At 70.4% G+C, this 26,191-nt stretch carries 22 protein-coding genes; 13 read left to right on the top strand and 9 right to left on the bottom strand.

What is annotated here, in order from left to right; all coding sequences use genetic code 11:
- Positions 1–10: 10 nt before the first annotated feature.
- Together BLQ73_RS26775 and pgsA are read right to left on the bottom strand one after the other, a co-directional pair.
- Positions 11–922, bottom strand: coding sequence for a phosphatidylinositol mannoside acyltransferase (locus tag BLQ73_RS26775; RefSeq protein ID WP_093174661.1), 912 nt, complete (start codon positions 920–922; stop codon positions 11–13).
- Positions 919–1,521 carry a phosphatidylinositol phosphate synthase gene (gene pgsA / locus BLQ73_RS26770; protein WP_093174659.1) on the bottom strand — a complete coding sequence of 201 codons (603 nt, stop codon included), beginning with the start codon at positions 1,519–1,521 and terminating at the stop codon, positions 919–921. Before pgsA ends, BLQ73_RS26775 begins: the two co-directional genes overlap by 4 nt.
- 336 nt (positions 1,522–1,857) lie before the next feature.
- On the opposite strand from pgsA, the gene BLQ73_RS26765 reads away from it, so the two are divergent.
- The gene (locus BLQ73_RS26765) at positions 1,858–3,987 is read left to right on the top strand and encodes an elongation factor G-like protein EF-G2 (RefSeq protein WP_093174657.1); all 2,130 of its coding nucleotides are present in this window, start codon (positions 1,858–1,860) and stop codon (positions 3,985–3,987) included.
- A gap of 318 nt (positions 3,988–4,305) precedes the next feature.
- Positions 4,306–5,886 (top strand): glycoside hydrolase family 10-like protein, encoded by a 1,581-nt coding sequence (locus BLQ73_RS26760; protein ID WP_093174655.1) that lies wholly within the window; start codon positions 4,306–4,308, stop codon positions 5,884–5,886.
- On the opposite strand, the gene BLQ73_RS26755 is transcribed toward BLQ73_RS26760, so the two are convergent.
- Positions 5,827–7,380: a hypothetical protein gene (locus BLQ73_RS26755; protein ID WP_143020459.1), complete on the bottom strand. Its 1,554-nt coding sequence runs from the start codon at positions 7,378–7,380 to the stop codon at positions 5,827–5,829. The two genes, BLQ73_RS26760 and BLQ73_RS26755, sit on opposite strands and share 60 nt — an antisense overlap.
- Before the next feature lie 673 nt (positions 7,381–8,053).
- On the opposite strand from BLQ73_RS26755, the gene BLQ73_RS26750 reads away from it, so the two are divergent.
- From BLQ73_RS26750 to BLQ73_RS26740, 3 genes are all read left to right on the top strand, one after another.
- Entirely contained in the window at positions 8,054–10,258 is a 2,205-nt protein-coding gene (locus BLQ73_RS26750) for a hypothetical protein (protein ID WP_143020458.1), read from the top strand.
- A 72-nt stretch (positions 10,259–10,330) separates the two neighbouring features.
- A complete protein-coding gene (locus BLQ73_RS26745) occupies positions 10,331–10,882 on the top strand; it encodes an HIT family protein (RefSeq protein ID WP_245691444.1) in 552 nt (183 codons plus the stop codon).
- A 44-nt stretch (positions 10,883–10,926) separates the two neighbouring features.
- Complete coding sequence (locus BLQ73_RS26740) at positions 10,927–11,187, top strand: nucleotidyltransferase domain-containing protein (protein WP_093174647.1); 261 nt, start codon at positions 10,927–10,929, stop codon at positions 11,185–11,187.
- A 68-nt stretch (positions 11,188–11,255) separates the two neighbouring features.
- Here BLQ73_RS26740 and thrS read toward each other — a convergent pair whose 3' ends face one another.
- The 3 genes from thrS to BLQ73_RS26725 all read right to left on the bottom strand — a co-directional run bounded on the left by thrS (position 11,256) and on the right by BLQ73_RS26725 (position 15,075).
- Positions 11,256–13,220, bottom strand: coding sequence for a threonine--tRNA ligase (gene thrS / locus BLQ73_RS26735; RefSeq protein ID WP_093174645.1), 1,965 nt, complete (start codon positions 13,218–13,220; stop codon positions 11,256–11,258).
- 163 nt (positions 13,221–13,383) lie between these two features.
- Positions 13,384–14,013: a glycoside hydrolase family 25 protein gene (locus BLQ73_RS26730; protein ID WP_176955703.1), complete on the bottom strand. Its 630-nt coding sequence runs from the start codon at positions 14,011–14,013 to the stop codon at positions 13,384–13,386.
- A gap of 156 nt (positions 14,014–14,169) precedes the next feature.
- On the bottom strand, positions 14,170–15,075 hold the full coding sequence (locus BLQ73_RS26725; protein WP_093174642.1) for a helix-turn-helix domain-containing protein: 906 nt from the start codon (positions 15,073–15,075) through the stop codon (positions 14,170–14,172).
- A 445-nt stretch (positions 15,076–15,520) separates the two neighbouring features.
- Here BLQ73_RS26725 and BLQ73_RS26720 point away from each other — a divergent pair, with 445 nt between their 5' ends.
- Entirely contained in the window at positions 15,521–16,318 is a 798-nt protein-coding gene (locus tag BLQ73_RS26720; RefSeq protein ID WP_093174640.1) for an SAM-dependent methyltransferase, read from the top strand.
- A 65-nt stretch (positions 16,319–16,383) separates the two neighbouring features.
- Here the strand turns inward: BLQ73_RS26720 and BLQ73_RS26715 are convergent, their stop codons facing one another.
- On the bottom strand, positions 16,384–17,820 hold the full coding sequence (locus tag BLQ73_RS26715; RefSeq protein ID WP_245691443.1) for a cytochrome P450 family protein: 1,437 nt from the start codon (positions 17,818–17,820) through the stop codon (positions 16,384–16,386).
- 123 nt (positions 17,821–17,943) lie between these two features.
- Here BLQ73_RS26715 and BLQ73_RS26710 point away from each other — a divergent pair, with 123 nt between their 5' ends.
- The 5 genes from BLQ73_RS26710 (at position 17,944) to BLQ73_RS33585 (ending at position 21,273) form a co-directional block, all read left to right on the top strand.
- Positions 17,944–18,156 (top strand): RNA-binding S4 domain-containing protein, encoded by a 213-nt coding sequence (locus tag BLQ73_RS26710; RefSeq protein WP_093174638.1) that lies wholly within the window; start codon positions 17,944–17,946, stop codon positions 18,154–18,156.
- Between the two features lie 99 nt (positions 18,157–18,255).
- On the top strand, positions 18,256–18,483 hold the full coding sequence (locus BLQ73_RS26705; protein WP_093174701.1) for a hypothetical protein: 228 nt from the start codon (positions 18,256–18,258) through the stop codon (positions 18,481–18,483).
- A gap of 65 nt (positions 18,484–18,548) precedes the next feature.
- Positions 18,549–19,817 carry a sensor histidine kinase gene (locus BLQ73_RS26700; RefSeq protein WP_245691441.1) on the top strand — a complete coding sequence of 423 codons (1,269 nt, stop codon included), beginning with the start codon at positions 18,549–18,551 and terminating at the stop codon, positions 19,815–19,817.
- A complete protein-coding gene (locus BLQ73_RS26695; protein WP_093174634.1) occupies positions 19,796–20,497 on the top strand; it encodes a response regulator transcription factor in 702 nt (233 codons plus the stop codon). Before BLQ73_RS26700 ends, BLQ73_RS26695 begins: the two co-directional genes overlap by 22 nt.
- Positions 20,498–20,754: 257 nt before the next feature.
- Positions 20,755–21,273 (top strand): PASTA domain-containing protein, encoded by a 519-nt coding sequence (locus tag BLQ73_RS33585; protein WP_218126029.1) that lies wholly within the window; start codon positions 20,755–20,757, stop codon positions 21,271–21,273.
- A 110-nt stretch (positions 21,274–21,383) separates the two neighbouring features.
- On the opposite strand, the gene BLQ73_RS26680 is transcribed toward BLQ73_RS33585, so the two are convergent.
- Together BLQ73_RS26680 and BLQ73_RS26675 are read right to left on the bottom strand one after the other, a co-directional pair.
- On the bottom strand, positions 21,384–22,862 hold the full coding sequence (locus BLQ73_RS26680; protein WP_176955702.1) for an amidase: 1,479 nt from the start codon (positions 22,860–22,862) through the stop codon (positions 21,384–21,386).
- A gap of 11 nt (positions 22,863–22,873) precedes the next feature.
- Positions 22,874–23,869, bottom strand: a complete 996-nt coding sequence (locus BLQ73_RS26675) for an ABC transporter substrate-binding protein (RefSeq protein ID WP_093174626.1) — start codon at positions 23,867–23,869, stop codon at positions 22,874–22,876.
- A 157-nt stretch (positions 23,870–24,026) separates the two neighbouring features.
- On the opposite strand from BLQ73_RS26675, the gene BLQ73_RS26670 reads away from it, so the two are divergent.
- Both BLQ73_RS26670 and BLQ73_RS26665 read left to right on the top strand, forming a co-directional pair.
- Entirely contained in the window at positions 24,027–24,839 is an 813-nt protein-coding gene (locus BLQ73_RS26670; RefSeq protein ID WP_176955701.1) for an enoyl-CoA hydratase/isomerase family protein, read from the top strand.
- Positions 24,836–26,017, top strand: coding sequence for a thiolase family protein (locus tag BLQ73_RS26665; protein WP_093174622.1), 1,182 nt, complete (start codon positions 24,836–24,838; stop codon positions 26,015–26,017). The genes BLQ73_RS26670 and BLQ73_RS26665 overlap by 4 nt, the downstream gene beginning before the upstream one ends.
- The last annotated feature ends 174 nt before the right edge of the window (positions 26,018–26,191 follow it).

Here is a 26,191-nt window from a genome sequence, read left to right as displayed (position 1 = left end):
CCTCATGTCCTCACGCCCGCGGTCGGAGGTCGTCCAGCCACAGGCGCTGGAGCATGTGCCAATCGTCGGGGTGCTCGGCGATCCCCTCGGCGAACACGTCGGCCATCGCCTGCACCATCACCGCCAGTTTCTCCTGGCGTGTGCCGTACTCGGGCACGGGGATCTCCGGGTGGATGTGCAGCCCCCAGTCGTCGCCCTCGAACCACAGCGTCGCCGGGTGCATCGACGCCCCGGTCTGGATCGCCAGCAGGGCGGGCCCGGCGACCATACGGGTGCGCGACCCGAAGAAATCGACCTCGATGCCGCTGTCGGTGAGGTCGCGGTCGGCCGGTAAGCACACCACCCCGCCCTCGCGCAGGCGCCGCGCGAGCGTGCCGAAGGCGTGGGCGGTGCCGCCGCCCTGGGCGGTCAGCGGCAGGACCTCCATGCCGAGGCTCCGCCGGAAGGCCAGCCACCGCTCGAACAGCGACTCGGGCTTGAGCCGTTCGGCCACCGTCGTGAAGGGATGGCCGAAGTGCACCAGCCACGCCCCGGCCTGGTCCCAGTTGCCCATGTGCGGCAGCGCGAGGACGATGCCGCGGCCGGAGGCGACAGCCTTCACGATGTGGTCCTCGCCCTGGACGTGCATGCCCGTCAGGATGCGTTCGCGGGACATGGCCGGCAGGCGGAACACCTCCATCCAGTACCGGAAGTACGACCGCAGTCCCGCCCTGCTCAGTCGGCGCACCGCCGGGTCGCCCGGGTCCTTGCCCAGCACCCGCGCGAGGTTGCGCTCCAGTTGCCGCACCGGCTTGCCGCGCCGCCGCCAGATCTCATCGGCGATCACGCGGAACACCGCGGCGGCGAGCCGCTCGGGCACGCGCGGCACGAGGAACCACGCGACCGCGTAGAGCGACGCCACCAACCGGTCTTGCAGTTTCACCGGGTCACCGCCTGACGGTAGACGTGGTGCAGGCGCTGGCACACCGTGACCGCGCTGGCCGCGGCGAGCAGCCAGAGGCCCGCGGGGAGGATGTACGGCACGCCGAGGCCGGACAGCCCCGTCGCGACGAGGATCACGACGAGCCGCTCGGGGCGCTCGGCGAGGCCGACGTCGGCGGACATGCCGAGCCCCTCGGCCCGCGCCTTGGCGTAGGAGACGAGCGCCCCGGCGACCAGGCAGAACAGCGCGAGAGCGGCGAGAAGCAGGTCGTCGCGCAGGACGAAGTAGAAGATGAGCCCCGAGAAGATCGCCGCGTCGCCGAGCCGGTCCAGTGTCGAGTCGAGGAAGGCCCCCCAGGTGCTGCCGTCCGTGCCCGTCATGCGGGCGAGCACGCCGTCGAGCAGGTCGGCCAGGACGAACACCGTGATGACCACCGTGCCCCAGAAGAGGTGCCCCCGCGGATAGAAGAAGAGCGCGGACGCGACGGTGCCCAGGGTGCCGACGGTGGTGACCACGTTCGGGCTGATCCCCCACCGCGCGAGAGCCCTGCCCAGGGGGGTCAGGACCCGGGTCACGGCGGGGCGTAGAAGTTTGAGCATCGCTGTTTGATCGTAGCCACCGCAGGGCCCGGGTGGCGTCCGGTGGCATGTGATGAGGGCGGGGAATACGCGGGAAGGGGTGAGGATGCGGCGGGAAAACGGCCGCGCCCGGGCCGGCGGGACCCGGCCGGGACCGCCGAACCCCGACGGGAAACGGCGGCACGGCCCGCCAGGGCCGGACAAACCCCCGCAAGCACTTTGCCTCTCCCCCCTTGTGATATTCGCCACATAGGTATTTGGTGAACACACCGCGTCTTTGCGGTTCGTGTGCGCAGCGACGCGGCAGCGGACCAGGTTGCGGCCGGCGGCGGCCGTACGAGAGACGCGGGAGGCGACGTGGCGGACAGGACAAACGGTGGACCTTCGGGAGCCGCCGGCAGGGCACCTGCGGCCGACCGGCCCGACAAGGTGCGCAATGTCGTGCTGGTTGGCCACTCCGGAGCGGGAAAGACCACACTTGTCGAGGCCCTGCTGGCCTCGACCGGCACGATCCAGCGCACGGGTCGCGTCGAGGACGGAACCACGGTGAGCGACTTCGACGAGGTCGAAGTACGCCAGCAGCGCTCGGTGAACCTGGCGCTCGCGCCCGTGGTCCACAACGGCATCAAGATCAACCTTCTGGACACCCCCGGATACGCGGACTTCGTCGGCGATCTGCGGGCCGGCCTGCGTGCCGCCGACGCCGCCCTGTTCGTGGTCTCGGCGACCGAGGGCGTGGACGGGCTCAGCCGGATGCTCTGGGACGAGTGCGCCGCCGTGGGCATGCCCCGGGCGGTCGTCATCACCAAGATCGACCACCATCGGGCCGAGTTCGACGACGTGCTGGCCTCATGCCAGGACGCCTTCGGCGGCGGCGTCGCCGCGCTCTACCTGCCGTACGGCGGGGGCCTGGCCGGGCTGCTCTCGCAGCGCTTCTTCGACTACGCGGGCGGCAGCCGTACGGAGAAGGCGCCGGGCGCGGAGCTGGCGGAGCTGATCGAGCAGTACCGGGGGGAGCTGATCGAGGGCATCATCCAGGAGAGCGAGGACGAGTCGCTCATGGACCGCTACCTCTCCGGGGAGGAGATCGACAGGAAGGTCCTGATCGAGGACCTGGAGAAGGCCGTCGCCCGAGGCGGTTTCCATCCGGTGCTCGCGACGGGAGCGGGCATCGGCACGCGTGAGGTGCTCGATCTCATCACCCAGGGCTTCCCGTCGCCGCTCGAACACCCCCTCCCCGAGATCACCACGATCGACGGGAGGCCGGTCGACGGCATCGCCTGCGACCCGGAGGGGACGCTGGTGGCCGAGATCGTCAAGACCACCAGCGACCCGTATGTCGGGCGCGTGAGCCTGGTGCGGGTGTTCTCCGGGACGCTGCGGCCCGACCAGACCGTCCACGTCTCCGGGCACGGCCTGACGGACCGGGGCCACGAGGACCACGACCTGGACGCCCGCATCGGCGCGCTGTCCTCGCCGCTCGGCAAGAACCAGCGCACCGCCGCCACGTGCGTGGCCGGCGACATCGTCGCCGTCGCCAAGCTCTCCCGGGCCGAGACCGGCGACACGCTGTCCGACAGGGACGCGCCGCTGCTGATGAGGCCGTGGAGCATGCCGGACCCGCTGCTGCCCGTGGCGATCCAGGTGAAGTCCAAGGCCGACGAGGACAAGCTGTCCCAGGCCCTGGCACGGCTGGTGGCCGAGGACCCGACCCTGCGCCTGGAGAACAACGCCGAGACGCACCAGCTCGTGCTGTGGTGCATGGGCGAGGCCCATGCTGACGTGCTGCTGGACCGGCTGGCCAAGAGGCATGGCGTCGAGGTCGAGCAGGTCCCGCTCCGGGTGCCGCTGCGCGAGACCTTCGGCGGCCGGTGCCAGGCCATGGGGCGCAACGTCAAGCAGACCGGCGGGCACGGGCAGTACGCCATCTGCCACCTGGAGGTGGAGCCGCTCCCCTCCGGAGGCGGGTTCGAGTTCGTGGACAAGATCGTCGGCGGTGTCGTGCCCCGGCAGTTCATCCCCTCCGTGGAGAAGGGGGTGCGGGCCCAGATGGAGCGGGGGGTCGTCGCCGGCTTCCCCATGGTGGACATCAGGGTCACCCTGTACGACGGCAAGGCCCACTCGGTCGACTCCTCCGACATGGCGTTCCAGATCGCCGGGCAGCTCGCGCTGAAGGAGGCGTCGAACAAGGTGCCGACGCTGCTGCTGGAGCCCGTCGACGAGGTGGCGGTGCTGGTGTCGGACGAATACGTCGGCCCGGTGATGTCCGATCTCTCCTCGCGTCGCGGCCGAGTGCTCGGCAACGAGCCGGTCGGCCGGGGGCGCACCCTGGTCAAGGCCGAGGTGCCGGAACTGGAGATCACGAGGTATTCGATCGATCTGAGGTCGATGTCCCACGGGACGGGCACGTTCACGCGGTTGTTCCTGCGCTATGAACCGCTGCCCGCCCATCTGGCCGGCAAGGTGGCCGACTCGGCCTCCACCTGACCGCCCACCTGACCACCCACCCGGCACCCTCCCGACGGCCGTCCGGCGGCACCGCCCGCGGCCGGCACCGCGGCGGGTCGACGGGCGCCCGAGCCCGGACGAGCCGTTCCGGGCCCGGGCATGGGTGTGACATGACCCGGCCTTTGCCTTGCCCGGGGCCGGGACGACCGGAAATCCCGGGGGTAGGCACCGGTGGGAACGTTCCGCGCGGAGACCCTGCGGGACATCGGTGAGACCACCCCTTGTTACCCGGTCATCACACCTGGGATTCCTTCTTCGGGTGAAAGCATGCCGGTCGCGGTGTAAGACTGGGGATTTATGCGAACCGGACGCCCACTGCTCGTCGTGGCCGCTCTCACCATCGCCACCACCGGCGCGGCTTACGCCTTCGGCCCCAGCGGCAAGACCGAGTCCAAGCCCAAGGCCCTGCCGGCGGTGGCCGCCGCGGGCGTGGAGCTGGCGTCGGCGGGCGCCGCATGCGAGACCGACCCGAACCGGCCGAAGCGCGAGTTGCGGGGCGTGTGGATCGCCACCGTGAAGAACATCGACTGGCCTTCGCGCCCCGGTCTGCCGCAGGCCCAGCAGAAATCGGAATACATCCGCCTTTTGGATAGCGCAGTGAAGAGGCGGCTCAACGCGGTCTTCGTCCAAGTACGACCCGCTTCTGATGCGTTCTACAAGTCGCCGTATGAGCCGTGGTCGCAGTGGCTGACCGGCACGCCGGGCAAGGACCCCGGATGGGACCCGCTGCCCTTCCTCATCGCCGAGGCCCACAAACGCGGCCTGGAGTTCCACGCGTGGTTCAACCCCTACCGCGCCGCCGACACCGCCACCACCCCGCTGCCGCCCGGCCACCCCGCGCGGCTCCACCCCGGATGGACCGTCAAGCACGAGGGCAAGCTCTACTACAACCCGGGCCTCCCCGAGGTGCGCGACCACGTCACCAAGGTGATCACCGACGTCGTCAGGCGCTACGACGTCGACGGCGTCCACTTCGACGACTACTTCTATCCCTATCCCGGGAAGGGCACCCGGTTCGCCGACCAGGCCGCCTACGTGAAGTACGGCGACGGCAAGAGCCTGGCCGCCTGGCGGCGATCCAACGTCAACAAGCTGGTGGCCCAGGTGGACAAGGCCGTCCACGAGACCAAGAACCACGTCAAGTTCGGGATCAGCCCGTTCGGCATCTGGCGCAACAAGAGCAACGACCCGACCGGGTCGGCCACCTCGGGCATGTCCGCCTACGACTCGATCTACGCGGACTCCCGCACCTGGATCCGCAAGGGCACCGTCGACTACGTCATGCCCCAGCTCTACTGGCAGCGGGGCTTCCGCGCGGCCGACTACAACGTCCTGGCACCCTGGTGGGCCAACGAGGTCAAGGGCAGCGACGTCCAGCTCTACATCGGCATGGGGCTCTACCGCGTCGGCGAGGCCGGATGGACCAACCCCAACGAGCTCGGCGCTCAGATCAACCTCAACCGGAAGTACAGCACCATCAGGGGCGAGGTCTTCTTCAACGCGAAGAAGCTCTTGACCAACCCGCTGCGGGCCATGGACCGGGTCGCCGCGACGCAGTACGCCCGGCCGGCCCTGCTGCCCCTGATGAAAGACCGCGACGGGGAGGCCCCGCCCTCCCCGACCGGGCTCAAGCAGGAGGACGAGACGCTCACCTGGTCCTCCGCGGGCGGCGCGACCGGCTACGCGGTCTACCGGGTGAAGGGCGAGCCGGACAAGTGCAGCACCGCCGACGCCCGCAACCTCGTCGCCGTCGTGCCCGCCGCCGCGGGCGACCGGCAGAAGTACACCATCCCCGGAGCCGGCACCTACATCGTCACCTCACTCAACCGCCACACCCGGGAGAGTCCCCCCGCCACGCTCACCGCGACGGGCTTCTGACGGCTCGCCGAGGGGCGGCGCTCCGCTCCGCCCCTCGGCCGCTCCGCTCCGCCCCTCGGCCGCTCCGCTCCGCCCCTCCGCCTCGGCGCTCGGCCGCTCATGCGACCAGCGGGTGAGGGCCAACGCCACACAGAACATCGGAACGGCCGGCAGCCAGTATCTGCTGTCGTAGGCCGTCACGGCGGCCGGCGCCGCGATGAGGACCACTCCCACGGCCAGCGGAAGAGCCGCCGCCTTCAGCGCCTTCACATCCGCCGGCCTCTTCACCTGCTTCACCTGCTTCACCTGCTTTCCGCGGACGCGCGAGAGGCACGCCCTGCCGTACAGCAGCGTGACCAGCACGGCGAAACCGCCGAACACCGCTCCGGGCACATAGACGAATGCCTGGTAAGCCCGCATGATGGAGGCGAAAGGCTCGGTGAAACCGATGGCGACGGGCCCCCCTTCGTAGGCCTCCAGATCCTGCCGTACGGTCGCCCCCGCTATTCGCACGTCGTCCGGCAATGGGCCGCGGACATTGGGAAATCCATATCTGTTGTAGGTGATCCGGGTCGACAGCGGATTGGGCCCTCTTCTCCAGCCGAACGTCCGGCTGAGGTCGAACGCGACGGTCGCGGCGTAGTCGAGGGGCTGTTCCAGGATCGCCCGCCGCGCAAGGCGGCCGGCGAGCCGGTCGATTCCCGGGTGGAAAAGGTCGGCCCGGGTAGTGATCGGGTATTCCGGTATCCCTCTGAGCGGCGACCAGTCCGACCATATGAAATATGGAGAGGCCGGACGCAGGTGGCGAGGCTGCGCCGGGCATAGGGCCGCCTCGTCGGCGGGTGGCCGAATCCGTTCGCAGTGGATGAAGGGCATCGTGCGGGCCCAGAGCCACACGCCGCTTCCCCCGTTGAGCCCCGGAATGCCGTGGTGGGCCTGATACCACGCGGCGTAGCCGGCCAAGGGCAGCACGACGGCCGTCGCAGCGGCCAGCAGGTTTCTCAGGCGGCAGCGTAGAAGCAGAAGAAAGCCCAGTACGAGCGGGATCAACGCTAGTCCGATCGAACGCGTGAGCACGGCGAAGGCGAGGAGCACTCCCGCCGCGCACACCTGGACGATGGAGGGCTTCCCATTCCAGAGCAGGAGCGTCACGGCACTCATGACCAGGAACGCGAAGAGGACGTCGCTCAGAATCGCGTGCTCGAAGAAGATCAGATATGCGTCCAGGAGAACCGGCGCCGCGATCAGGGCCGCACCCAGACGAGGCAGCAGCGCCGCCCGTCGGCGGGCGAGCAGGTAGACCATCACCCCGATCGCCAGGCCCATCAAGTGCTGCACGAGCGCGACGGCGGCGAAGGCACGCAGGGGCTCCAGGGACCGCAGGAAGATCGAGTAGCCGCTGGGACGCACAGCGTACGGCTGCATGCGCCGCGCGACGCCCACGTATTCGAATGCGTCATCGAACCACAGTGGAGCGTAACCCGCCATGGTGAGCGCGCGGAGGACGATGGCCATCAGAAGAACCGCACCGAAAGACCGGTGCCGTGCCAGGAGGCGCATGAGCAGGTCAGCCTTCCCGCTTCACGCCATTTGATTTATCTTTCAATTGAATGGGGACTTCGGCCACCTTCCACGCTTCTCCGCCCCCGACGCGGCTTCTGCTCGCGTTGTACCGCTCCATAAAGACCGGCCCTAGCATTTGCCACCCAACCCCCCGATAAGAGACCTACATGACTTCCTGGCGAGATGCCAATCGCCAAATATAGATCCTTTTTGCGGAGTTTTTACGGCCTTCCCCTGTCGCAGGCAGATTCGCCTATGCGCCAAACAAACCCACCGCCTGCGGCATGCTTCATGCCGGCCCTCCGGGAAGTCCCATCACCCCCGCACACGGGCGAAATCCTACACACCGGGCATGGCCGCCGCGGCACCCGGACCGGTGAGTTCATCAGGCACGACGTGGCGAATTCGAAACGGCCGCGGCTCTCCGCGGCTTTCGCTGGACCCGGAGCGTGACCTTGCCCTACCGTGCGTGCTGGGCCTTCGGCCGTGATCGCGAGGGCCTCTGCCGCCCGGGGCGTGAACGCAGACCTGGGCCATGCCGCTCGCGACCCGCCGTGGCCGGTCGCCGGGGCGCGAAGACCGCGTCGGTCCCGCCCGCAGGGCCGGGACACCAGGGAGGTTTCAGGTGGGGCACCCATTGACCCGGCGGCTCGCACACGTGGTGGCCGGAACGGCGCTGGTGGTCGTGTCGCTGTGCGCCGCGCCGGGCCCTGCGTCGGCGTCCGCGCCGGAGGGGCACTTTCCCGCGCCACCGCGCGCCGACCCCCGCGGCGGCGCCATCGCGCTGATCGGCGTGCCGGCGCTCCAGTGGAGCGATCTATCTCCGCGGGCCACCCCTCACCTGTGGCGCCTTGCGGAGAGCAGCGCTCTCGGGTCCCTGTCGGTGCGCACCGTCGGCACGGTCTCCTGCCCCTACGACTCCTGGCTGACGCTGTCGGCCGGTGTCAGGACGGCGTCCGGGGGACGCTGCGGAGCCCCTCCCGCCCCGGAGCCGCGAGGAGAGGGGGCCGTGGTGCCCGGCTTCACCTCCACGTTCCAGGGAAGCGGCCAGAAGGCGGCGGGCGCCCTCGGCCAGGCGCTCAAGACCGCCGGGCAGTGCGCGACGGCCATCGGGCCCGGCGCGGCCGTCGCGCTCGCCGACCCGGCGGGCGAGGTCGGCGTCTACGCCGCCTCCCCCGCCGAGGTGAGGCCCGAGGCGATGTCCCGCTGCCGTGTCACGGTCGCCGACGTGGACGATCTCATGCGCCCCTACCTGGCGTCGGGGGCCATGCCGAGGGAGCCGGAGCCCCTCTCCGCCGCCGAGCGGCTCTCGGCCCTGCATGCGGCCGATGCGCGCGTCGGCGAGGTGCTCGCCCTGCTCCCGGCGGACGCCACCGTGCTCGTGGCCGGCCTGTCGGACCACGACTCGGTCCCCCACCTGCGGGTCGCCGCGATGAAGGCATCCGACACGCGGGGCCGCACGCTCGGCGCGCGTTCCACCCACCGCGACGACATGGTGATCCTGCCCGACATCTCGGTCACCCTCCTCACCGCGGTGGAGGCCGAGGTCCCCGCACACTCCGTGGGGGCCGCCTGGGAGGCCGGCGAGCGCCGCCTCGCCTCGGTGGAGCAGGCGCGGGACGAGCTCATGGCCGCCGAGACCGCGGGGCAGTCCATCCGCCGTCTCGGCGGCGGCTTCTACTGGACCCTGGCCGGTTCCCAGCTGCTGTTCTACGCCGCGGCGCTTCTGCTGCTGCGCCGCCGCGGCGGGCTGCGCGGGGTGCGCGTCACCGCGGTCGTCCTCGCCTCACTGCCCGTCTCGACCTACCTCGTGAACCTCGTCCCCTGGCACAGGTCGGAGGCGCCTGTGGCGGTGCTCGCGGGCGGCATCGCCGGCTGCGGGCTGCTGATCGCCTCCGCGGCGCTCCTCGGCCCGTGGGGCAGGAGGCCGCTCGGCCCGCTCGCCGTCGTCACCGGCGTGACCGCGGCGACACTTCTCGGCGACCTGCTCACCGGCACCACTCTGCAGTTCAACAGCGTCATGGGGTTCAACGGCATTAACGGCGCCCGCTACCACGGCCTGGGCAACATCCCGTTCGCCCTGCTCGCCACGTCGGTCCTGCTGGGGTCGGTCGTGGTCGCCCACCGGCTCTCGGCCGGCGGGAGGCGGACGCTCGGCGCCGCCGTCGTGGCCGTGGCCGGAGGCGCCGCGATGGCTCTCGGCGGAATGCCGGGGATCGGCAGCGACTTCGGCGGTGTGATCGCCTTCCTCCCCGGCATCGCGGTCACGGCCCTGCTGATCAGCGGGCGGAAGGTGTCGGTGGTCAAGCTCGGCGCGTTCTGCGTCGCGGGCGCGGTGGCCGTCATGTCGATCGCCTTCCTCGACCACATGCGGCCCACCGCGTCCCAGTCCCACCTCGGCCGTTTCGCCGGGCAGCTCCTGGCCGGCGAGGCGCTGCCCGTCGTCATGCGCAAGTTCGACGCGATGATCCGCACGCTGGTCAACCCGAACCTCATGCCGATCGTGCTGGCCGCCCTCGCCTTCCTCGTCTTCGCCGTCCTCCGGCCCGGAGCGGCGAGCGCCGGCGTGCTGCCCGCGGCCTTCGCCCACTCGCCCGCGCTGCGCGCCGGCCTCATCGGCACGCTGGTGAGCGGCGGCGTCGGCACCCTGGTCAACGACTCGGGCGCGGCGGTGCTGTCGATGGCGCTGGCACTCGCCGTCCCCCTCGTCCTGTCGGTCGGCATCGCCGCTCTCCGGCCCGCCGCCTCCCCCGCCGCACCCGGAACGCCGCCCCGACCGGCCGGCGCCGGTGGGAGCGCCGCCTCCCCCACGTCCCACGGCCGCCTCTGACCGGCACCGCCGGCGGCGTGTACGCCCACCCGGCCCGAGCGGAGCGGGCCGGGCCCCCCTATGCTGCAAAGCATGCAGGAGAGCGAGCCGATCGAGCAGGCCGGCGCGGGCATTCCCGACACCTTCCAGCGCTTGTGGACCCCCCATCGGATGGCCTACATCAAGGGTGAGAACAAACCCACCGGGTCGGGCCCCGGAGACGGCTGCCCGTTCTGCGAGATCCCCAAGATGCGCGATGAGGACGGCCTGATCATCGCGAGGGGATCCGCCGTGTTCGCCGTGCTCAACCTCTATCCCTACAACTCCGGCCATCTGATGGTGTGCCCCTACCGGCACGTGGCCGACTACACCGAACTGGACACGGCCGAGACCAGCGAACTCGCCGAGTTCACCAAACGCTCACTGCAGGCCCTCCGCAAATCCGGAGGCGCCCAGGGCTTCAACGTCGGCCTCAACCTCGGCGGCGTCGCCGGGGCCGGCATCGCCGCCCACCTCCACCAGCACGTCGTGCCCCGATGGGGCGGCGACACCAACTTCATGCCGGTGGTCGGCCACACCAAGGTCCTCCCCCAGCTCCTCCGCGACACCCGCGACCTCCTCGCCGACGCCTGGCCCTCCCCCTGACCCGTTCCCGTACGGCACAGGCCCCGCCGCCGCAGAGTGCGGGAATGACGACCAATCCGGACGTCAACGTCTCGCGTGTCCGCGCGGACCATCTGGAGCTCGCCGACCGGCACGCGCCTGGCCTGGTGGAGGGCCTCTACCCGCAGGGTTCGATCGCCCTCGGCGACTACCGGCCCGGCGCGAGCGACATCGACGTCGTCGCGGTGGCCGGTAAGGCTCCCGGCGCGGAGGTCCTCCGGCGCATTCATCGCGCAATGAGTGCCCGTCACGCGAAGCCGCACTCCGACGGCCTCGACCGGCGGTGACCGCAGGTCCGCCACGCCAGGTGGCGTGGCGGACGGAAGCGCCGGCGAGGACCCGGGCCGGACCTGTGTCAGACCTGGATGCGGCGTTCGACGGCGTTGACGATCTCGGCGATGGCGTCGTCGACCGGCACGCCGTTCTTCTGCTCGCCGCTGCGGTAGCGGAAGGAGACCGCTCCGGCCGCGATGTCGTCGTCACCGGCGAGGAGCATGAAGGGGACCTTGGCGCGCTGGGCGTTGCGGATCTTCTTCTGCATGCGGTCGTCGGAGCCGTCGACCTCGACGCGGATGCCGCGCTCACGGAGCTTCTTGGCGACGTCGCGCAGGTAGGCGATGTGGGCGTCGGCGATCGGGATGCCGACGACCTGCACCGGGGCGAGCCACGGAGGGAATGCGCCGGCGTAGTGCTCGGTGAGCACGCCGAAGAAGCGCTCGATGGAGCCGAACAGCGCCCGGTGGATCATGACGGGACGCTGGCGGGAGCCATCGGCCGCCTGGTATTCGAGCTCGAACAGCTCGGGCAGGTTGAAGTCGAGCTGGATCGTCGACATCTGCCAGGTGCGCCCGATGGCGTCGCGGGCCTGAACGGAGATCTTGGGGCCGTAGAAGGCGGCTCCGCCCGGGTCGAGGACGAGGTCGAGACCTTCGGCGAGGGCCACCTCGCGCAGCGTCTCGGTGGCCTCCTCCCAGTTCTCCAGGCTGCCCACGGACTTCTCCTCGTCCCGGGTGGACAGTTCGAGGTAGAAATCGTCGAGGCCGTAGTCGCGCAGCAGGGCGAGCACGAAGCGCAGCAGCGAGGTGAGCTCGTCGCGCATCTGCTCGCGGGTGCAGTAGATGTGGGCGTCGTCCTGGGTCATGCCGCGCACGCGGGTCAGGCCGTGGACGACTCCGGACTTCTCATAGCGGTAGACCGCGCCGAACTCGAACATCCGCAGCGGGAGCTCGCGATAGGACCGCCCCCGCGACCTGAAGATCAGGTTGTGCATGGGGCAGTTCATCGGCTTGAGGTAGTAGCGTGCGCCCTCCAGCTCCATGGGGGGGAACATGCCGTCGGCATACCAGTCGAGGTGCTGGGAGATCTGGTAGAGGTTCTCCTTGGTGATGTGCGGCGTGTTGACGAAGGAGTAGCTCGCCTCCTCGTGCCTGCGCCGCGAGTAGTCCTCCATGACCCGGCGGATGGTGCCGCCCTTGGGGTGGAAGACCGGCAGCCCGGAGCCCAGCTCGTCGGGGAAGGAGAACAGGTCGAGCTCGGCGCCCAGCTTGCGGTGGTCGCGCTTCTCCGCCTCCTCAAGGAAGCGCAGGTATTCGTCTTGCTTGTCGCGGCTCTCCCAGGCGGTGCCGTAGATCCGCTGGAGCTGCGGGTTCTTCTCGCTGCCGCGCCAGTAGGCCCCGCCCGAGCGCATGAGCTTGAACGCCGGGATGCCCCGCGTGCTGGGCAGGTGCGGCCCGCGGCAGAGGTCCTTCCAGCACAGCTCGCCGGTCTTGGCGTCGACGTTGTCGTAGATCGTCAGCTCGCCCGCGCCGACCTCGACGCTCTCCTCGGCGGCGGCGCCGCCCTTGAGGCCGATCAGCTCCAGCTTGTAAGGCTCCGCGGCGAGCTCCTGGCGCGCCTCCTCGTCGCTGACCGGGCGGCGGCGGAAGAGCTGCCCCTGCTTGACGATCTCGCGCATACGCTTCTCGATGCGCTTGAGGTCGTCGGGGTGGAAGGGCTGCTCGACGTCGAAGTCGTAGTAGAAGCCGTTGTGGACGGGCGGGCCGATGCCGAGCCTGGCCTCGGGGAAGAGCTCCTGGACGGCCTGGGCCATAACGTGGGCGGTCGAGTGCCGCAGGATGGCCCTGCCGTCCTCGCTGTCGATGGCGACGGGCTCGACGGAGTCGCCGTCGCGGAGGACGGTGGCGAGGTCGGCGAGCCGCCCGTTGACGCGGGCGGCGACCGTGGCGCGGTCGCCGCCGAGGACCTCGTCGGCCGTCGTGCCGACCGCCACCGCACGCTCGGCTCCGGCGAGGGTGATGTGCAGTTCGGGCACGGCAGACACGGGAACTCCTCAGTGGTGTGATCGTGGGAGCGGGGCGCGCGGGACGCCGGAACCCGCTCGAAGACCGATGCTACCGGAACCCGGGTGGCCGCCCCCGCCTTTAAGTGCCCGGGCGCCCGGGCACGCCCGCCCTCCGCCGCACGGCCGCGCCGCGCGCCTCGCGTCAGCGGCGGTCGCGGCGGCCGGCGCGGGGAGCGTCGAAGCCGAGGGACATGAGCTCGCGGCGGCTGCCGAGGAAGATGTTCCGGTCGATCGGGCGCTGGGCGTATTGGTGGATCGTCCAGTCGCGCCACGGGCCGGGCACGAGCGGGCGGCCCCTGGGTCGTCCCGGGCCGGCGATCCAGAGCGGGTAGCGGCCCAGCCCTTCGCAGTGGCCGCGCCGGGCGAAGGTGTGGAAGGTGTAGATCATGGGGCGCATCCGGCAGCGGCGCTCGATGTAGGCACACCATTGGAGGGCGAAGCGGCTGACCTTCTCGGGAGGCTGATCGTCGCTGGTCTCCAGATCGAGGGCGACGAGGTCGCCGCGGCGCAGCCCGCCCGCCGCGCGCAGGACGCGCAGGAAGTGGCGGGCCTGGTCGACGGGGTCGCCGGCGGGTCTGCCGAAGTGGTAGGCGCCGCAGAGGATGCGGTTGGCCCGCATGCCCCTCCAGTTGCGGCCGAACCAGCGGTCGACGTAGGTGGTTCCTTCGCTGGCCTTGGCGAAGGCGAAGGAGACCCCTGCGGCGGCGTGGGCCCCCCAGTCGACCGCCCCCTGCCAGTTGGACACGTCCACACCATGGAGCAATCGCTTCACAGTGCCGGACATTAAGGAAAGATCAATGCCCGAATCTCTGTGACGCGCCGCAATTGACCTAACACTGACCGTGACGGCGGCGCGCCGGGGTCCGGGGTCCGCGAAGGGCGCGGAGCGCGGACCCCGGCGGGGCGGGGGCCGGCGGGGCGGAGGCCGTCAGATGTCGGCGGCCAGGTCGAGGAGGAAGTCACGCGACTCCTCCACCGAGGACGCCTCGATGCAGAGCCGCTCCATCACCGCGAGATAGCTGTCGGAGTCCTCCTGCTTGTCGAGGTAGACCGAGCTGGTGAGCTGCTCCAGGTAGATCACGTCGGGCAGATCGGGCTCGTCGAAGCGCAGGACGCTGAACGGCCCCCCGGCCGCAGAGTGCCCTCCGACGCTGAACGGGATGACCTGGACCGTGACATTGGGCCGGTTGGCGTCCTCGACAAGGCGACGGACCTGCTTCCGCATCACCTCGGGGCCGCCGAGCGGACGCCTCAGCACGGCCTCGTCGATCAGCACCCACAGGTGCGGGGCGTCGGGTCTGTCGAGGATCTGCCGGCGGGCCATGCGGAGCCTCACGCGGCGCTCGACCTCGTCGGCGGGCCCGTCGGGGAAGCCGAGGCCCACCACGGCGCGGGCGTAGTCCTCGGTCTGGAGCAGACCCGGAACGAACTGGACCTCGTAGTTGCGGATGGACGTCGCCGCCCCCTCAAGACCGACGTAGGTCTCGAACCAGCTCGGGAGGACGTCGCTGTAGTTGTGCCACCATCCCGGCGCGTTGGCCTGGGCGACCAGGGTGAGCAGGCCGTCGCGGTCGGCCTCGTCGGTCACACCGTAAAGCGACAGGAGGTCGGCGACATCCCTGGGCCGGAAGCCGACTCTTCCGAGTTCCATGCGGCTGATCTTGGAGTGGGAGGCGCGGATGGCGTGCCCGGCGTCTTCAAGGGTGATCTGCCTGGCCTCCCTCAGCCGGCGCAATTGCGCACCCAGCAGAATCCGCAGAACCGTGGAGCTCTGCTGGGGGCGGGGTCGGAGTGAGTGTGGACGTGGTTCATTGTCTGCATGAGCTGTGATCATGTGCGGCGTTCCTTCGGGGCCGTGGCGAGCCGGAGCTCCACTAATGGTTACCGTGAGAATCCTTTACGTTACTCCCGGAGCGCACTATCGGCTACACGATGCTTTCTGCCGATCCAATCGCGGAAATGGCTTGCTTGCACCCACCCCGGGAAGGTTCGCCTAAGAAGTCACCATTCAGATAGCCGCCCGATGCATATGCACGTGCATTGCGCTCTTGCATATGCACGCGCCGGCCGTGAGGGCCCCTCACAGTGCGGGAACGCCTGCCTACCGAGGCCTGGACCCTCCCGAGGCGCGAAGGCGCGGGGGGTGCACAGCCCACGCCGGGGCCGCCGCCGAATTCTTTCTCCGTACTCCGCGGGCCACTTCATAATATGGTTCTGCCAGAAACAGACACCAATCGTTCAAGTATCGCTAATATCAGCAATCTGCTGAACGGAGGGCCATGGCGGACTTTTCACGGCTCACTCGCTTCGATCCGACAACGCCGAACGAGGCCCGGATCTACGACTACCTCTTGGGCGGCAAGGACAACTTCGCCGTCGACAGGGTAGCGGCACAGGCGGCGCTGGATATCGCGCCGGAACTACCGCTCATGTGCCGAGAGGGACGCCGCTGCATGGAGCGAGTCGTGACATTTCTAGCCAAGTCCGGCATCAAGCAATTCATTGATCTCGGCTGCGGCCTGCCCATCCCGCGGAGCAACGTCCACGACATCGCCCAGCGGGTCGTCCCCGACGCCCGCGTGGTCTACGTGGACCGCGACCCCATGGTGGTGGTCCACGCCCACGCCCTCATGGAGGACGGCGTCCGCACCGCCGCCGTCGAGGCCGACGTCCGCGACCCCGGCCTCGTGCTGGAGCACCCGGCGCTACGGCGCCTGATCGACCTGGACCAGCCGGTCGGGGTGCTCATGATGTCGCTGCTCACCTCGATCCCCGACGACGGTGAGGCCGCCGGCGTCGTCGAGCGCTTCCGCAAGGAGACGGCCCCAGGCAGCCATATCGCGATCACCCACGCGGTCTCCGACGTACGGCCCGCCACCGTGGCCAGGCTGATGCCCCTCCTGCCGTGGCGGCACCGGCGCCTGCGCTCCAAGGCCGAGGTGGAACGCCTCCTCGAAGGGCTGGAACCCGTCGAACCCGGCGTGGTCTACCTGCCCGAATGGCGGCCCGCGCCCGGGATCGTGCGCCCGAGGCCCGAGTCGATCTGGGCCGTCTGCGGGGTGGGCCGCCGCCCCTGACCGGCCGCGCCGGCGGCCGGCCTGCCGGGGTGCTGCTCGCCCTGCGCCTGCTGCTGCGTACGGCCTCAGCCCTGCCGCTGTGACGGGTCGGCCTCATTTGCGTGCATCCGCAGGTGCAGCGCCTGCACGCCGCGCACGATGTTGCCGACCGTGAAGCGCCGGGGCGGCTCCTCGTCCGGCTTGACCAGCTCGATCACAGGGAAGCGCCGCAGCACCGTGCCGAGGGCGATCTGCCCCTCCAGCCGTGCCAGCGGCGCCCCCAGGCAGTGGTGGATGCCGTGCCCGAAGGCCACGTGCGGGTTGTCCTCCCGGGTGATGTCGAACACGTCCGCGTCGGGGAAGCGCCCCGGGTCGCGGCCGGCGGCCCCGATCACCACGGTGACCAGCGCGCCCTTCGGGACGGTCAGCCCTCCGATCTCGACGTCCGCAAGAGCGATCCGCATCGTCGCGCGCTCCACCGGCCCGTCGTAGCGGAGCACTTCCTCCACCGCGCCCGGCAGCAGGTCCGGCCGTTCGCGCAGCAGGGCGAGCTGCTCGGGGTTGCGCAGGAGGGCGAGCATCCCGTTGCCGATCAGGTTGACGGTCGTCTCGTGGCCGGCGACCAGGATGAGCGTGAGCATGCCGATCAGCTCGTGGTGGTCGAGGCTGCCCTCCTGGTCGTAGGCGGCGATCAGAGCCCGCACCAGGTCGGGCTGGGAGCCGGGCGGGACCGACGGGTCGACCTGCGCCCGGCGCTCTTCGACAAGCTCCCCGAAGTAGCGGGGCAGCTCCTCGACGCCCTCCTGCCGCACCCGTTTGGCCTCCTCGCTGAAGGGCGGCGTGATGATCCCGGCCGACCACCTGCGGAAGTCGTCCATGCGTTCGGCGGGCACGCCGAGCAGCTCGGAGATGACGGTGACCGGGAGGGGGAAGGCGAACGCCCCGATGAAGTCGACCTCCTCACCGCTCGCGATCCCGTCGAGCAGGTCGTCGGTGATCCTCTGGATCCTGGGGCGCAGCGCCTCCATGCGGCGGCGGGTGAACGCCTTGGTGACGAGGCCGCGCAGGCGGGTGTGGTCGGGCGGGTCGGCGTTGAGCATCGACCGCTGTATCAGCCCTTCGCCCTCGGGCACGCCGAACTTGCGCATGATGTCGGGCGCCTTCCTCGGGTCCTTGGTGAAGCGCGGATCGTTCAGCACGGCCCGGGCGTCCTCGTAGCGGGTGACCATCCAGGTGTCCACCCCGATCGGCGTCTCCACCCGGTGCACGGGCGCCTCCGCCCGCAGTCTGCCGTACACGGGATAGGGATCGGCCTGGAACTCCGGGCTCGACAACTCCTCGCGCACGGAATCCGGGACCGGAACGGGTACAGGGCTGCTCGGGACGCTCATCTGCGTCTCCTCTCCGCGGCGTCTCAAGGGCAACAGCAGGAGGTGCACGCGAGCCGTACTCGTGGCCTCGCCGAGGCGGCCGCGGGTGCGTCCGGCGACGCCCGTCGACTCGACCGCCTCTCTTGGCAGCATAAGCGCTGAAGATCCGTTGTGGTTCAGCCCGGTTTCCGATTCCCGGTACTGCGTGCGCCGGGGCCGTGCCGTACCGGGGGACGACGTCGCGGCGGGATCCGCGTGCCCCTCTATGCTTGGGGGGTGCGTGAGATCTTCACTCTGGCCACCGACCACATCGCCCTGTGCGACCTGCTGAAATACTGCGGCGTCACCGACACGGGAGGCGAGGCCAAGCGCCTGGTGGCCGAAGGCCACGTCATGGTGGACGGGCAGGTGGAGCTGCGCAAGGCGTGCAAGATCCGCGCCGGCCAGGTCGTCACGGGCGACGGCTTCGAGATCCTTGTCGAGGGCTGACCGCGGTCGGCGTGCCGCCGGTCCGAGTCATACTTCGGTCGGATTCGGCGCTCCTCATGACCGATGACCCGCGGCGGGCGCGCCTCTAGCGTCGTCGGCATGCGGAATCCCCTGACTTTCGCCGGTTTCCTCCTCGTCGTAGTGGGGGTGAGCGGGGCCCTCGACCATGTGGCCGCCCAGCCCCTGATGGGCCTGGTGCTCAACGCGCTCAACCGCCACGTCATCGAACCGGCGCCGGTCTTCGACGGCTACGAGCTCTACGCCAACCTGGGCGTGGCCGGCCTGGGAGCCCTTATGCTGCTGGCCTCCCGGCGGGCCCGAGAATGATCAGGCTCCTTGGGCGAACCCCATCATCACCCCCAGGGCTCTCTGGGCGAGGAGACGAGCTTCCCGTGACGAGCACGCCGCCGCGCCGGAGAGGACTGCGTGACTGGGCGGTCGACACCGGCCTGTTCGCATTCGCCGTACTCGTGGGCTTACTCGCCGCCGCCGAACGCGCCGATGCCCCCATGCCGCCGCATCAGGAGGTGATCCTTGCCGTGGACCAGCTCACGGGCGTCCTCGGCTGTGCGGCGGTGTGGGTGCGGCGGCGCCGACCGGTCACGCTCGCGATCGTGCTGATCGCGGTCTCGACGTATTCCGAGTTCGTCAGCGGGGCGGCGCTCGTGGCCGTGTTCACGGTCGCGGTGCACCGGCCGCCCCTCGTCAGCGTCCGCGTGTTCGGACTCACCCAGCTCAGTGGGGTCGTTTTTGTCGCGTTCCGTCTCTACCCGGGGGACTCCGCCCTGACCACCTGGCTCATCGGGGTGTCGGCCTACAGCGCAGCCGTCGGCTGGGGCCTGTTCATCCATCACCGCCGTCAGCTCATCCTGTCGCTGCGCGACCGTGCCGCGCGGGCCGAGACCGAGGCGCGGCTCCGCGCCGAGCAGGCGCAGCACGCCGTCCGCGACACGCTCGCCCGGGAGATCCACGACGTCCTCGGGCACCGGCTGTCCCTGCTGAGCGTCCACGCCGGGGCGCTGGGCTACAACCGTGACGCCTCGCCTGAGGAGGTCGCACGCGCCGCCGAGGTGATCCGCGAGAACGCGCACCGGGCCCTGCAGGACCTGCGCGAGGTCATCGGCATCCTGCGCGCCCCCGTCGGCGAGCTGCCCCAGCCGACTCTGGCCGATGTCCGCGAACTCGCCGCCGAGGCCGCCGAGGCCGGGACGCGGGTGTCGGTGGACGAGGACCTGGCGGACGCCATCCCCGAGGTCGCGGGGCGCACGGTCTACCGGATCGTCCAGGAGTCGCTGACGAACGTCCGCAAGCACGCGCCGGGCGCGGCGGCGCACGTCCTGGTGCGCGGCGCTCCCGGTGAGGGGCTTACCGTCGAGGTCCGCAGCACTCTCCCGGCCACGGCCCCCGAGAGCCGTACGGCGACCGCCCGGAAGCCGGGCCCCGGAGCGGATGCGGCCGACCCCGGCGCGGCGGGCCCGGTCGGTGCCGTCGCGGCGCGTGGGGCCGAGCCCGTCGATCGGGCGTCCGGCCCCTCCGAGGGGGGCGGCGTCGGCCTGGTCGGACTCGGCGAGCGGGTCGCCCTCCTGGGGGGCCGCCTGGCGTACGGTCCCACCTCGGCGGGTGGCTGGCAGGTGTCGGCATGGCTACCCTGGCATTCGTGACCGCCGCAGAGGCCGACCAGGTGGACCTCCTCATCGTCGACGACGACCCGCTGGTGCGGGCCGGGCTCGCGATGATGCTGGCCCCGGCCGCCGACATCCGCATCGTGGGCGAGGCCGGCGACGGCTCGCAGGCGCTGCCTCTGGTGGAGGCCCGCCGGCCCGACGTGGTGCTCATGGACATCCGGATGCCGGTGATGGGCGGTCTGACGGCCACCGAGCGGCTCCGCGCCCTCACGCCGGCGCCGGAGGTCATCATCCTCACCACGTTCGACGCCGACGAGCATGTGCTGCGCGCGCTGCGCGCCGGGGCCGCCGGATTCCTGTTGAAGGACACCCCGCCGGGTGAGATCGTGGCCGCCGTGCGCCAGGTCGCACGGGGCCGCCCGGCGCTCTCCCCTTCGGTGATGCGCCGTCTCATCGCTCGCGTCGCCGAACCCGGCGTGGACCTGCGCCGGACCCGGGCCCGGCGGCGCCTCGACGGCCTCGGCGACAGGGAGCGCGAGGTGGCCGTCGCGGTCGGCCAGGGCCGGTCGAACGCCGAGATCGGGGCGATGCTGCACGTCAGCCTGCCCACGGTCAAGACGCACGTATCGAGCATCCTGGCCAAGCTCGGCCTCAACAACCGGGTGCAGATCGCCCTTCTCGTCCACGACGCCGGCCTCCTCGACGGCAACGGCTGACCCGGGGGAACACGTCGGAACCGCGGTGGGAACACGTCGGGACCGCAGCGGGACCGCGGCCGTTCCGACCTCCCGCCACCTGGGAATTTCCTTAGATTTCCAACTCAGAGCACATATTTCTGTATTCGGGCTAGAAGCGAGAAAGGCATTCCCACGACGGGTTCCGCCTCCTTACCGTCGCCGGAAAGGAGGCCCGCCCGACGCATCCCGCGGATAGTGTGCTAGAGGAGAACGCGTTTCCCCTTACCCCTGAAACAATGAGGAAGGGCAACACCATGACCTGGAAAGAGGCTGCCTCCACAGCGACGTCCCGACTCTGCGTCCTCGCACTCGCGGCCCTGGCAACGGTCTCCTGCGGGAGCACTCCGCCGGCGCAGTCCGCCCCCGCCGTCACCGTGTTCGCCACGGTGACCGCCACTCCCCCGCCGGCTCCGGCCCAGGCGGCGCCCGCCGCACCCGCGGCGCCGGACGCCGCCGAGGCCCACGCCCCGGCCGCGCCCGCCGCGCCCGCCGCGCCGGAGGCGCCCGAGGCTCCGGCGAAGGCGGACAAAGTCAAGGTCATCCCCAATGTGGTGGGCATGAACCACCAGCGCGCACAGGACAGGCTCCAGGCCGCCGGTTTCTACCGCCTGAGGGAGGTGGACGCGACCGGCCAGAAACGGCTTATGGTGTGGGACCGAAATTGGGTGGTCCAGTCGCAGAGCCCGAAAGCGGGATCACGCGCCTCTTCCGAAACCGTGATCACGTTGTATTCCAAGAAAAAGACCGACCCCTGACAGGCGCCGGCCGGGGATCTCCGGGAACGCCGCCCGCCGGGCCTCGCGAGGCCCGGCGGGCACGATTCCCTTCCCCGGCCGTGATCAGCGGTCGCGGATGAGACGGCGTCTCAGCGCGCCCACGGCGGGCGGACCGTATGGTGCTCGGTCGCGCCCTCGTAGGCCGCGGCGACGAAGCACACGAGGTCGTCCCTGGCCGGCGGGGCGGTGACCTGCAACCCGATCGGCAAACCCTGGTGATCGAACCCGCAGGGCACGCTGATCGCCGGCCAACCGGTGACGTTCAACGCCGCGTTCATGTAGACCATCTGCGTGGCCGCCGGGTATCGGGTGTCCCCGACCACGACTTCCGTCGCGCCGACCGGCGGAGCCGTATAGGCCAGGGTGGGCCAGGCGAGGACGTCCGCCTGCCGCCAGACCTCACCGGCGCGACGGGTCAGCTCGATGCGTTCCCGCTGCGCCGTGCGGTATCGCGCCACCGTGACCGGCCGTCCGCGGTCGGTGTACTTCCGCAGCCCGTCCGAGTAGCCCGGCAGCATGCGCAGGGGGTCATGTATCCTCGCCTGCTCACCATGGGCGAACGTGCGGTTGACCTCGATGAGCCCTTCCATTTCGGGCAGGTCGACGTCGAAGACCTCCGCTCCGAGCTCTTCCAGCTGACTCAGCGCCTCCTCGAACGCGGCGGAGACCGCCGGCTGCAACACCGGCAGCCAGCTCCGGGGAACCCCCACCCGCAGGCCGCGCAGGTCGGCGCCCTCACCGCTGAGGGCCGCGCGTTCGAGCTGCGAGCCCGTCATGAGATCGACGGCCAGCGCGCAGTCACGCACACTGCGCGCGATGGGCCCGACCTGGTCCAGGCTGGGGGACATCGGGAACACCCCGTCCGTGGACACCGTGCCGAACGTCGGCTTGAAGCCGACGACACCGCAGCACGCGGCCGGGATCCGGACCGACCCTCCGGTGTCGGTGCCCAGCGCGATCGTGCACAGTCCGGCCGCGACGGCCGCCCCCGATCCACTACTCGAACCGCCCGAGTCATGCTGGAGGGTCCAGGGGTTCACGACCGGTCCATTGAACTCGTTCGTGGACATCGCCCCGGAGAACTGCGGCATGCCGGTCTTGCCGGCCAGCAGCGCGCCGGCTTTCCGGAGACGCCCCCAGGCAGGGGCGTCCTCGTCGGGGATCCTGTCCTTGAAGACGGGCGAACTGCACATCGACGGGACCCGCGCCGCGTCGATCGCGTCCTTCAGGCCGACGGGGACCCCCGCGAGCCTGCCGTCGGGCTCTCCAGCGAGGTCGGCGTGGGCCAAGGTCTCGGTGACGAAGGCGTTGATCACCGAGGGGGCCGCGGCGGCGTGGTCGAGGAACGCTCGTATGACGGCCGCCGTGTCGATCCGACCCGCGGCATGCCAACGCGCGATGTCGGCGGCTCCGGCCCATACCAGGTCGTCCGGCTCTCCGCGCGGCGCACGGACCGCCCTCGCATCGGGGATCACGAACTGGCGCCACGTCGGATCCCCGGCCAAGATGATCGGGTCGAACGGCTGGATGGGTTCGGCGCTGTCGAAGAACGAGGCACCCGCCTCCACCGGCGCCCCCATCAGATGACCGCCACGTCGAGCGTCTCGGGAGCGAACAGCTCCTCCGGCGCGAGGCGGCGTTCCGACAATCCCTGCTCGAACGAGTAGCGCAGGAATGTATCCAGGACCTTCTCGTTCTCGCGCAGGCCGTATGGCCAGAACTGACCGCCGAGCAGGGCGCGCGACTGCTCGGCCCAGAGAGGCTGCCAGGGCAGCATCGTTTTCAGCGCCGTCGACTCGAACAACTCGGCCCGTGCGATGTCGCGCGCCTCCTCGAAGGCCTTCATGAGGGATCGCGCCACCCAGCGGTGTGCCTCGTAGACGTCCTGGCGGATCACGATGACGTGCATGATCGGGAAGATGCCCGTCTCGGCGAAGTAGTGCTGTTCGACCGCGATGGGGTCGGACCAGAGCCGCCGCACCGGCCCTTCGCCGTCTCCGGTGAACGACGACGGGGCGTGGGCGGTGTACAGCGCGTCGATCTCTCCCGAGGCCAGCATGGCGGAGAGGGTCTGGTCGGGGCCGATGGCCTCGATCCGGATGTCGGCGGGCAGGTTCATCGGCGTCTCGGTACGGCCGGACTGCTCAAGCCCGCCGGTGAGGTAGCCGACGCTGTTCACCGGGACGCCGTGCCGGTCGGCGAGGATGCCCTTCAGCCACACCGCGGCGGTCATCTGGTATTCCGGGCACCCGACGCGCTTGCCCTTGAGGTCCTCCGGCTCCTTGATGCCCGAGTCGGCGTTCACATAGACGCAGGAGTGGCGGAACATCCGCGAGGGGAAGACCGGGATCGCGATGAACGGCCGGGACGTCTGGGTCACGGTGCGCGCATACCAGGACAGGGACATCTCGGCGATGTCGAACTCACCGTGGCGCAGCATCCGGAACGCGGGCTCCGGCATCATCATCGGCAGGTAGTTGAGCTCGATCCCCTCCGCGCGGACGCGTCCGGTCAACAGGGCGTTGGTCCGGTCGTAGTCCCAGCAGGCCAAGGTCAGCGGCAATTTCGATGGCACAGGTAGAAGCTCCCTTCTCGTCGTGGCGAACTGCTCCAGACGGCAGGCCTGAAGCCCCGACGAGGCTTGTTACATCCTAGACACACTTGATGTGAATTTGCTATACGGTTACCTTGCCGGGTTGCCGGCGCATATGACGCCCCGGGAGGTAACGGGAGTGAGTGAGTCAACGGGCAAGCTGCACGTGCGGTCGGCCGACGGTGTCCAGACATGGCTAATGGAGTTCCCGCCTGTCAACGCCATCGATCCGGCGTTCCTCGACAGTCTGGAGTCCGCCCTGGACGAGGCGGAACGCGATGAGTCGGTGTCGGCCGTGGTGCTGGGCAGCGCCCTGCGGGTGTTCTCCGCCGGCGCCGACGCGACATGGATGAGCGAAACGGTCGGCGAGATCGGTACGGCGGGGCTGGTCGAGGTCTTCAACCGCACGATGGACCGGTTCCGCCGCCTGTGCGTCCGGATCCGCCGCAGCGACCTGCTGGTGGTCGCCGCGATGGACGGGCACACCCTGGCGGGCGGGCTGGAACTCGCCGCCGCGTGCGATCTGCGCGTCGCCGCCGACGACGACCGGATCAAGATCGGGGTCCCGGAGATGGACCTGTTCGGCGCTCTGCCGAGCGGCGGAGGGGGCAGCCAGTTCCTCGCCCGCCTCATGGGACCCGCGCGGGCGCTCAGGTTCATCCTGGAAGCCAAGCCGGTGACGCCGTCCCAGGCCCGCGACCTGGGGATCGTCGAGGAACTGTGCGACTCCGGCGGCGCCCTGGAGCGCGCCGAGACCTTCGCGGGGCAGGTGGCCGCCAAGGCGGGCCGGATCGGCGTGGCCGCCGCCAAGCGCTCCATCCTCGACGGCGCGGACCTGCCTCTGAGCGACGCCATGCTGCTCGACAGGGCGGTGCACTGGGACGCGATGCGACGGGGCAACTTCCCTGCGGGAGTCGAGGCGTTCACCCGCACCTACGGGCGGCGCGGATGACCGAGGTCGTGATCGCCGGTGTCGGCATGACCGCCTTCGGCAGGCACCTGGGCAGATCCCTCAAGCAGCTGGGCAGTGAAGCGGTCGAGCTGGCCCTGGCCGACAGCGGTGTCGACCTCGCCGACATCGACATCGCCTTCGCCTCGAACGTGGCCGGATCCCTGACCACGGGGCAGGTCAGCGTGGTGGGCCAGACCGTGTTCCGGGAGCTGGGCATGTCCCGCACGCCGGTGTTCAACGTCGACAACGCCTGCGCCTCCTCAAGCAGCGCCTTCCACCTCGCGGTGATGGCACTGCGAGCGGGCCAGGCGGACACCGCGCTGGTCATGGGCGTGGAGAAGCTGTTCGCGGAGGACCGTACGGCGGCCTATCGGGCGCTGAACGGCTGCGCGGACGTCGACCGCGTCGCCGAGGCGGGCATCGACGTGGGACGGCAGAGCGTGTTCGTCGCGTCGATCTATCCCGAGCGCATCAAGCGCTACGCCGACAGGTTCCGCCTGGATCCCCGCTCCCTGGCCGAGATCGCGGTGAAGAACCGGCAGCACGCCGGCCTGAACCCGATGGCGCAGAACCGCAAACCGCTGTCCGTGGAGGACGTGCTGGAATCGCGTGTGATCGTCTCTCCGATCACGGCGCTGATGTGCTCTCCGATCAGCGACGGCGCGACCGCCGTGGTCCTCACCACCCGGAAGCGCCGCCCCGGCGCGAGCCGTCCCGTCCACGTGCGCGGGACCGCCATCGGCATGGGCGGCCTGGGCTCCCCGGGGCAGTCCAGCATCGAGGCGGTGGCCCGCCGGGCCTACGCCCAGGCCGGGATCGGCCCTGAGGACATCGGCGTCGCGGAGGTCCACGATTCGACCTCGTTCAACGAGCTCCTGGCGTACGAGGAGCTCGGGTTCGCCGAGCCGGGGCGCGGAGCCGACCTGGTGGCGGCCGGCGACACGCGGCTGGGCGGACGGCTTCCGGTCAACCCGAGCGGGGGCCTCCAGTCGCGGGGGCACCCGATCGCGGCGACGGGCCTCGCCCAGCTCATCGAACTGACCCAGCAGCTGCGCGGCGAGTCGGGACAGCGGCAGGTGGACGACCCGCGCTTCGCGGTGGCGGAGAACGCGGGCGGGTTCGCGGGCGACGACACCGCGGCGATCGCCGTGACCGTGCTCTCCGACCGAGCCGACTGAGCCGACTGAGGCGACTCAGGCGACTCAACGCCGGAGGCGGTCCTCCGGGCGACGCGCGCTCGCCCGGAGGACTAGTCGGCCTCGTCCTCGAACCACTCCCGCAGCACGCTCTTCCACATCCCGTCGAACCTCTCCCAGTCATCCCGCAGAAGGCCCCCCGGCCACCTCGCAGGA

Source organism: Sinosporangium album (assembly GCF_900100605.1).
Taxonomy (GTDB): domain Bacteria; phylum Actinomycetota; class Actinomycetes; order Streptosporangiales; family Streptosporangiaceae; genus Sinosporangium; species Sinosporangium album.
This window is presented reverse-complemented; position numbering and strand designations above follow the sequence as displayed.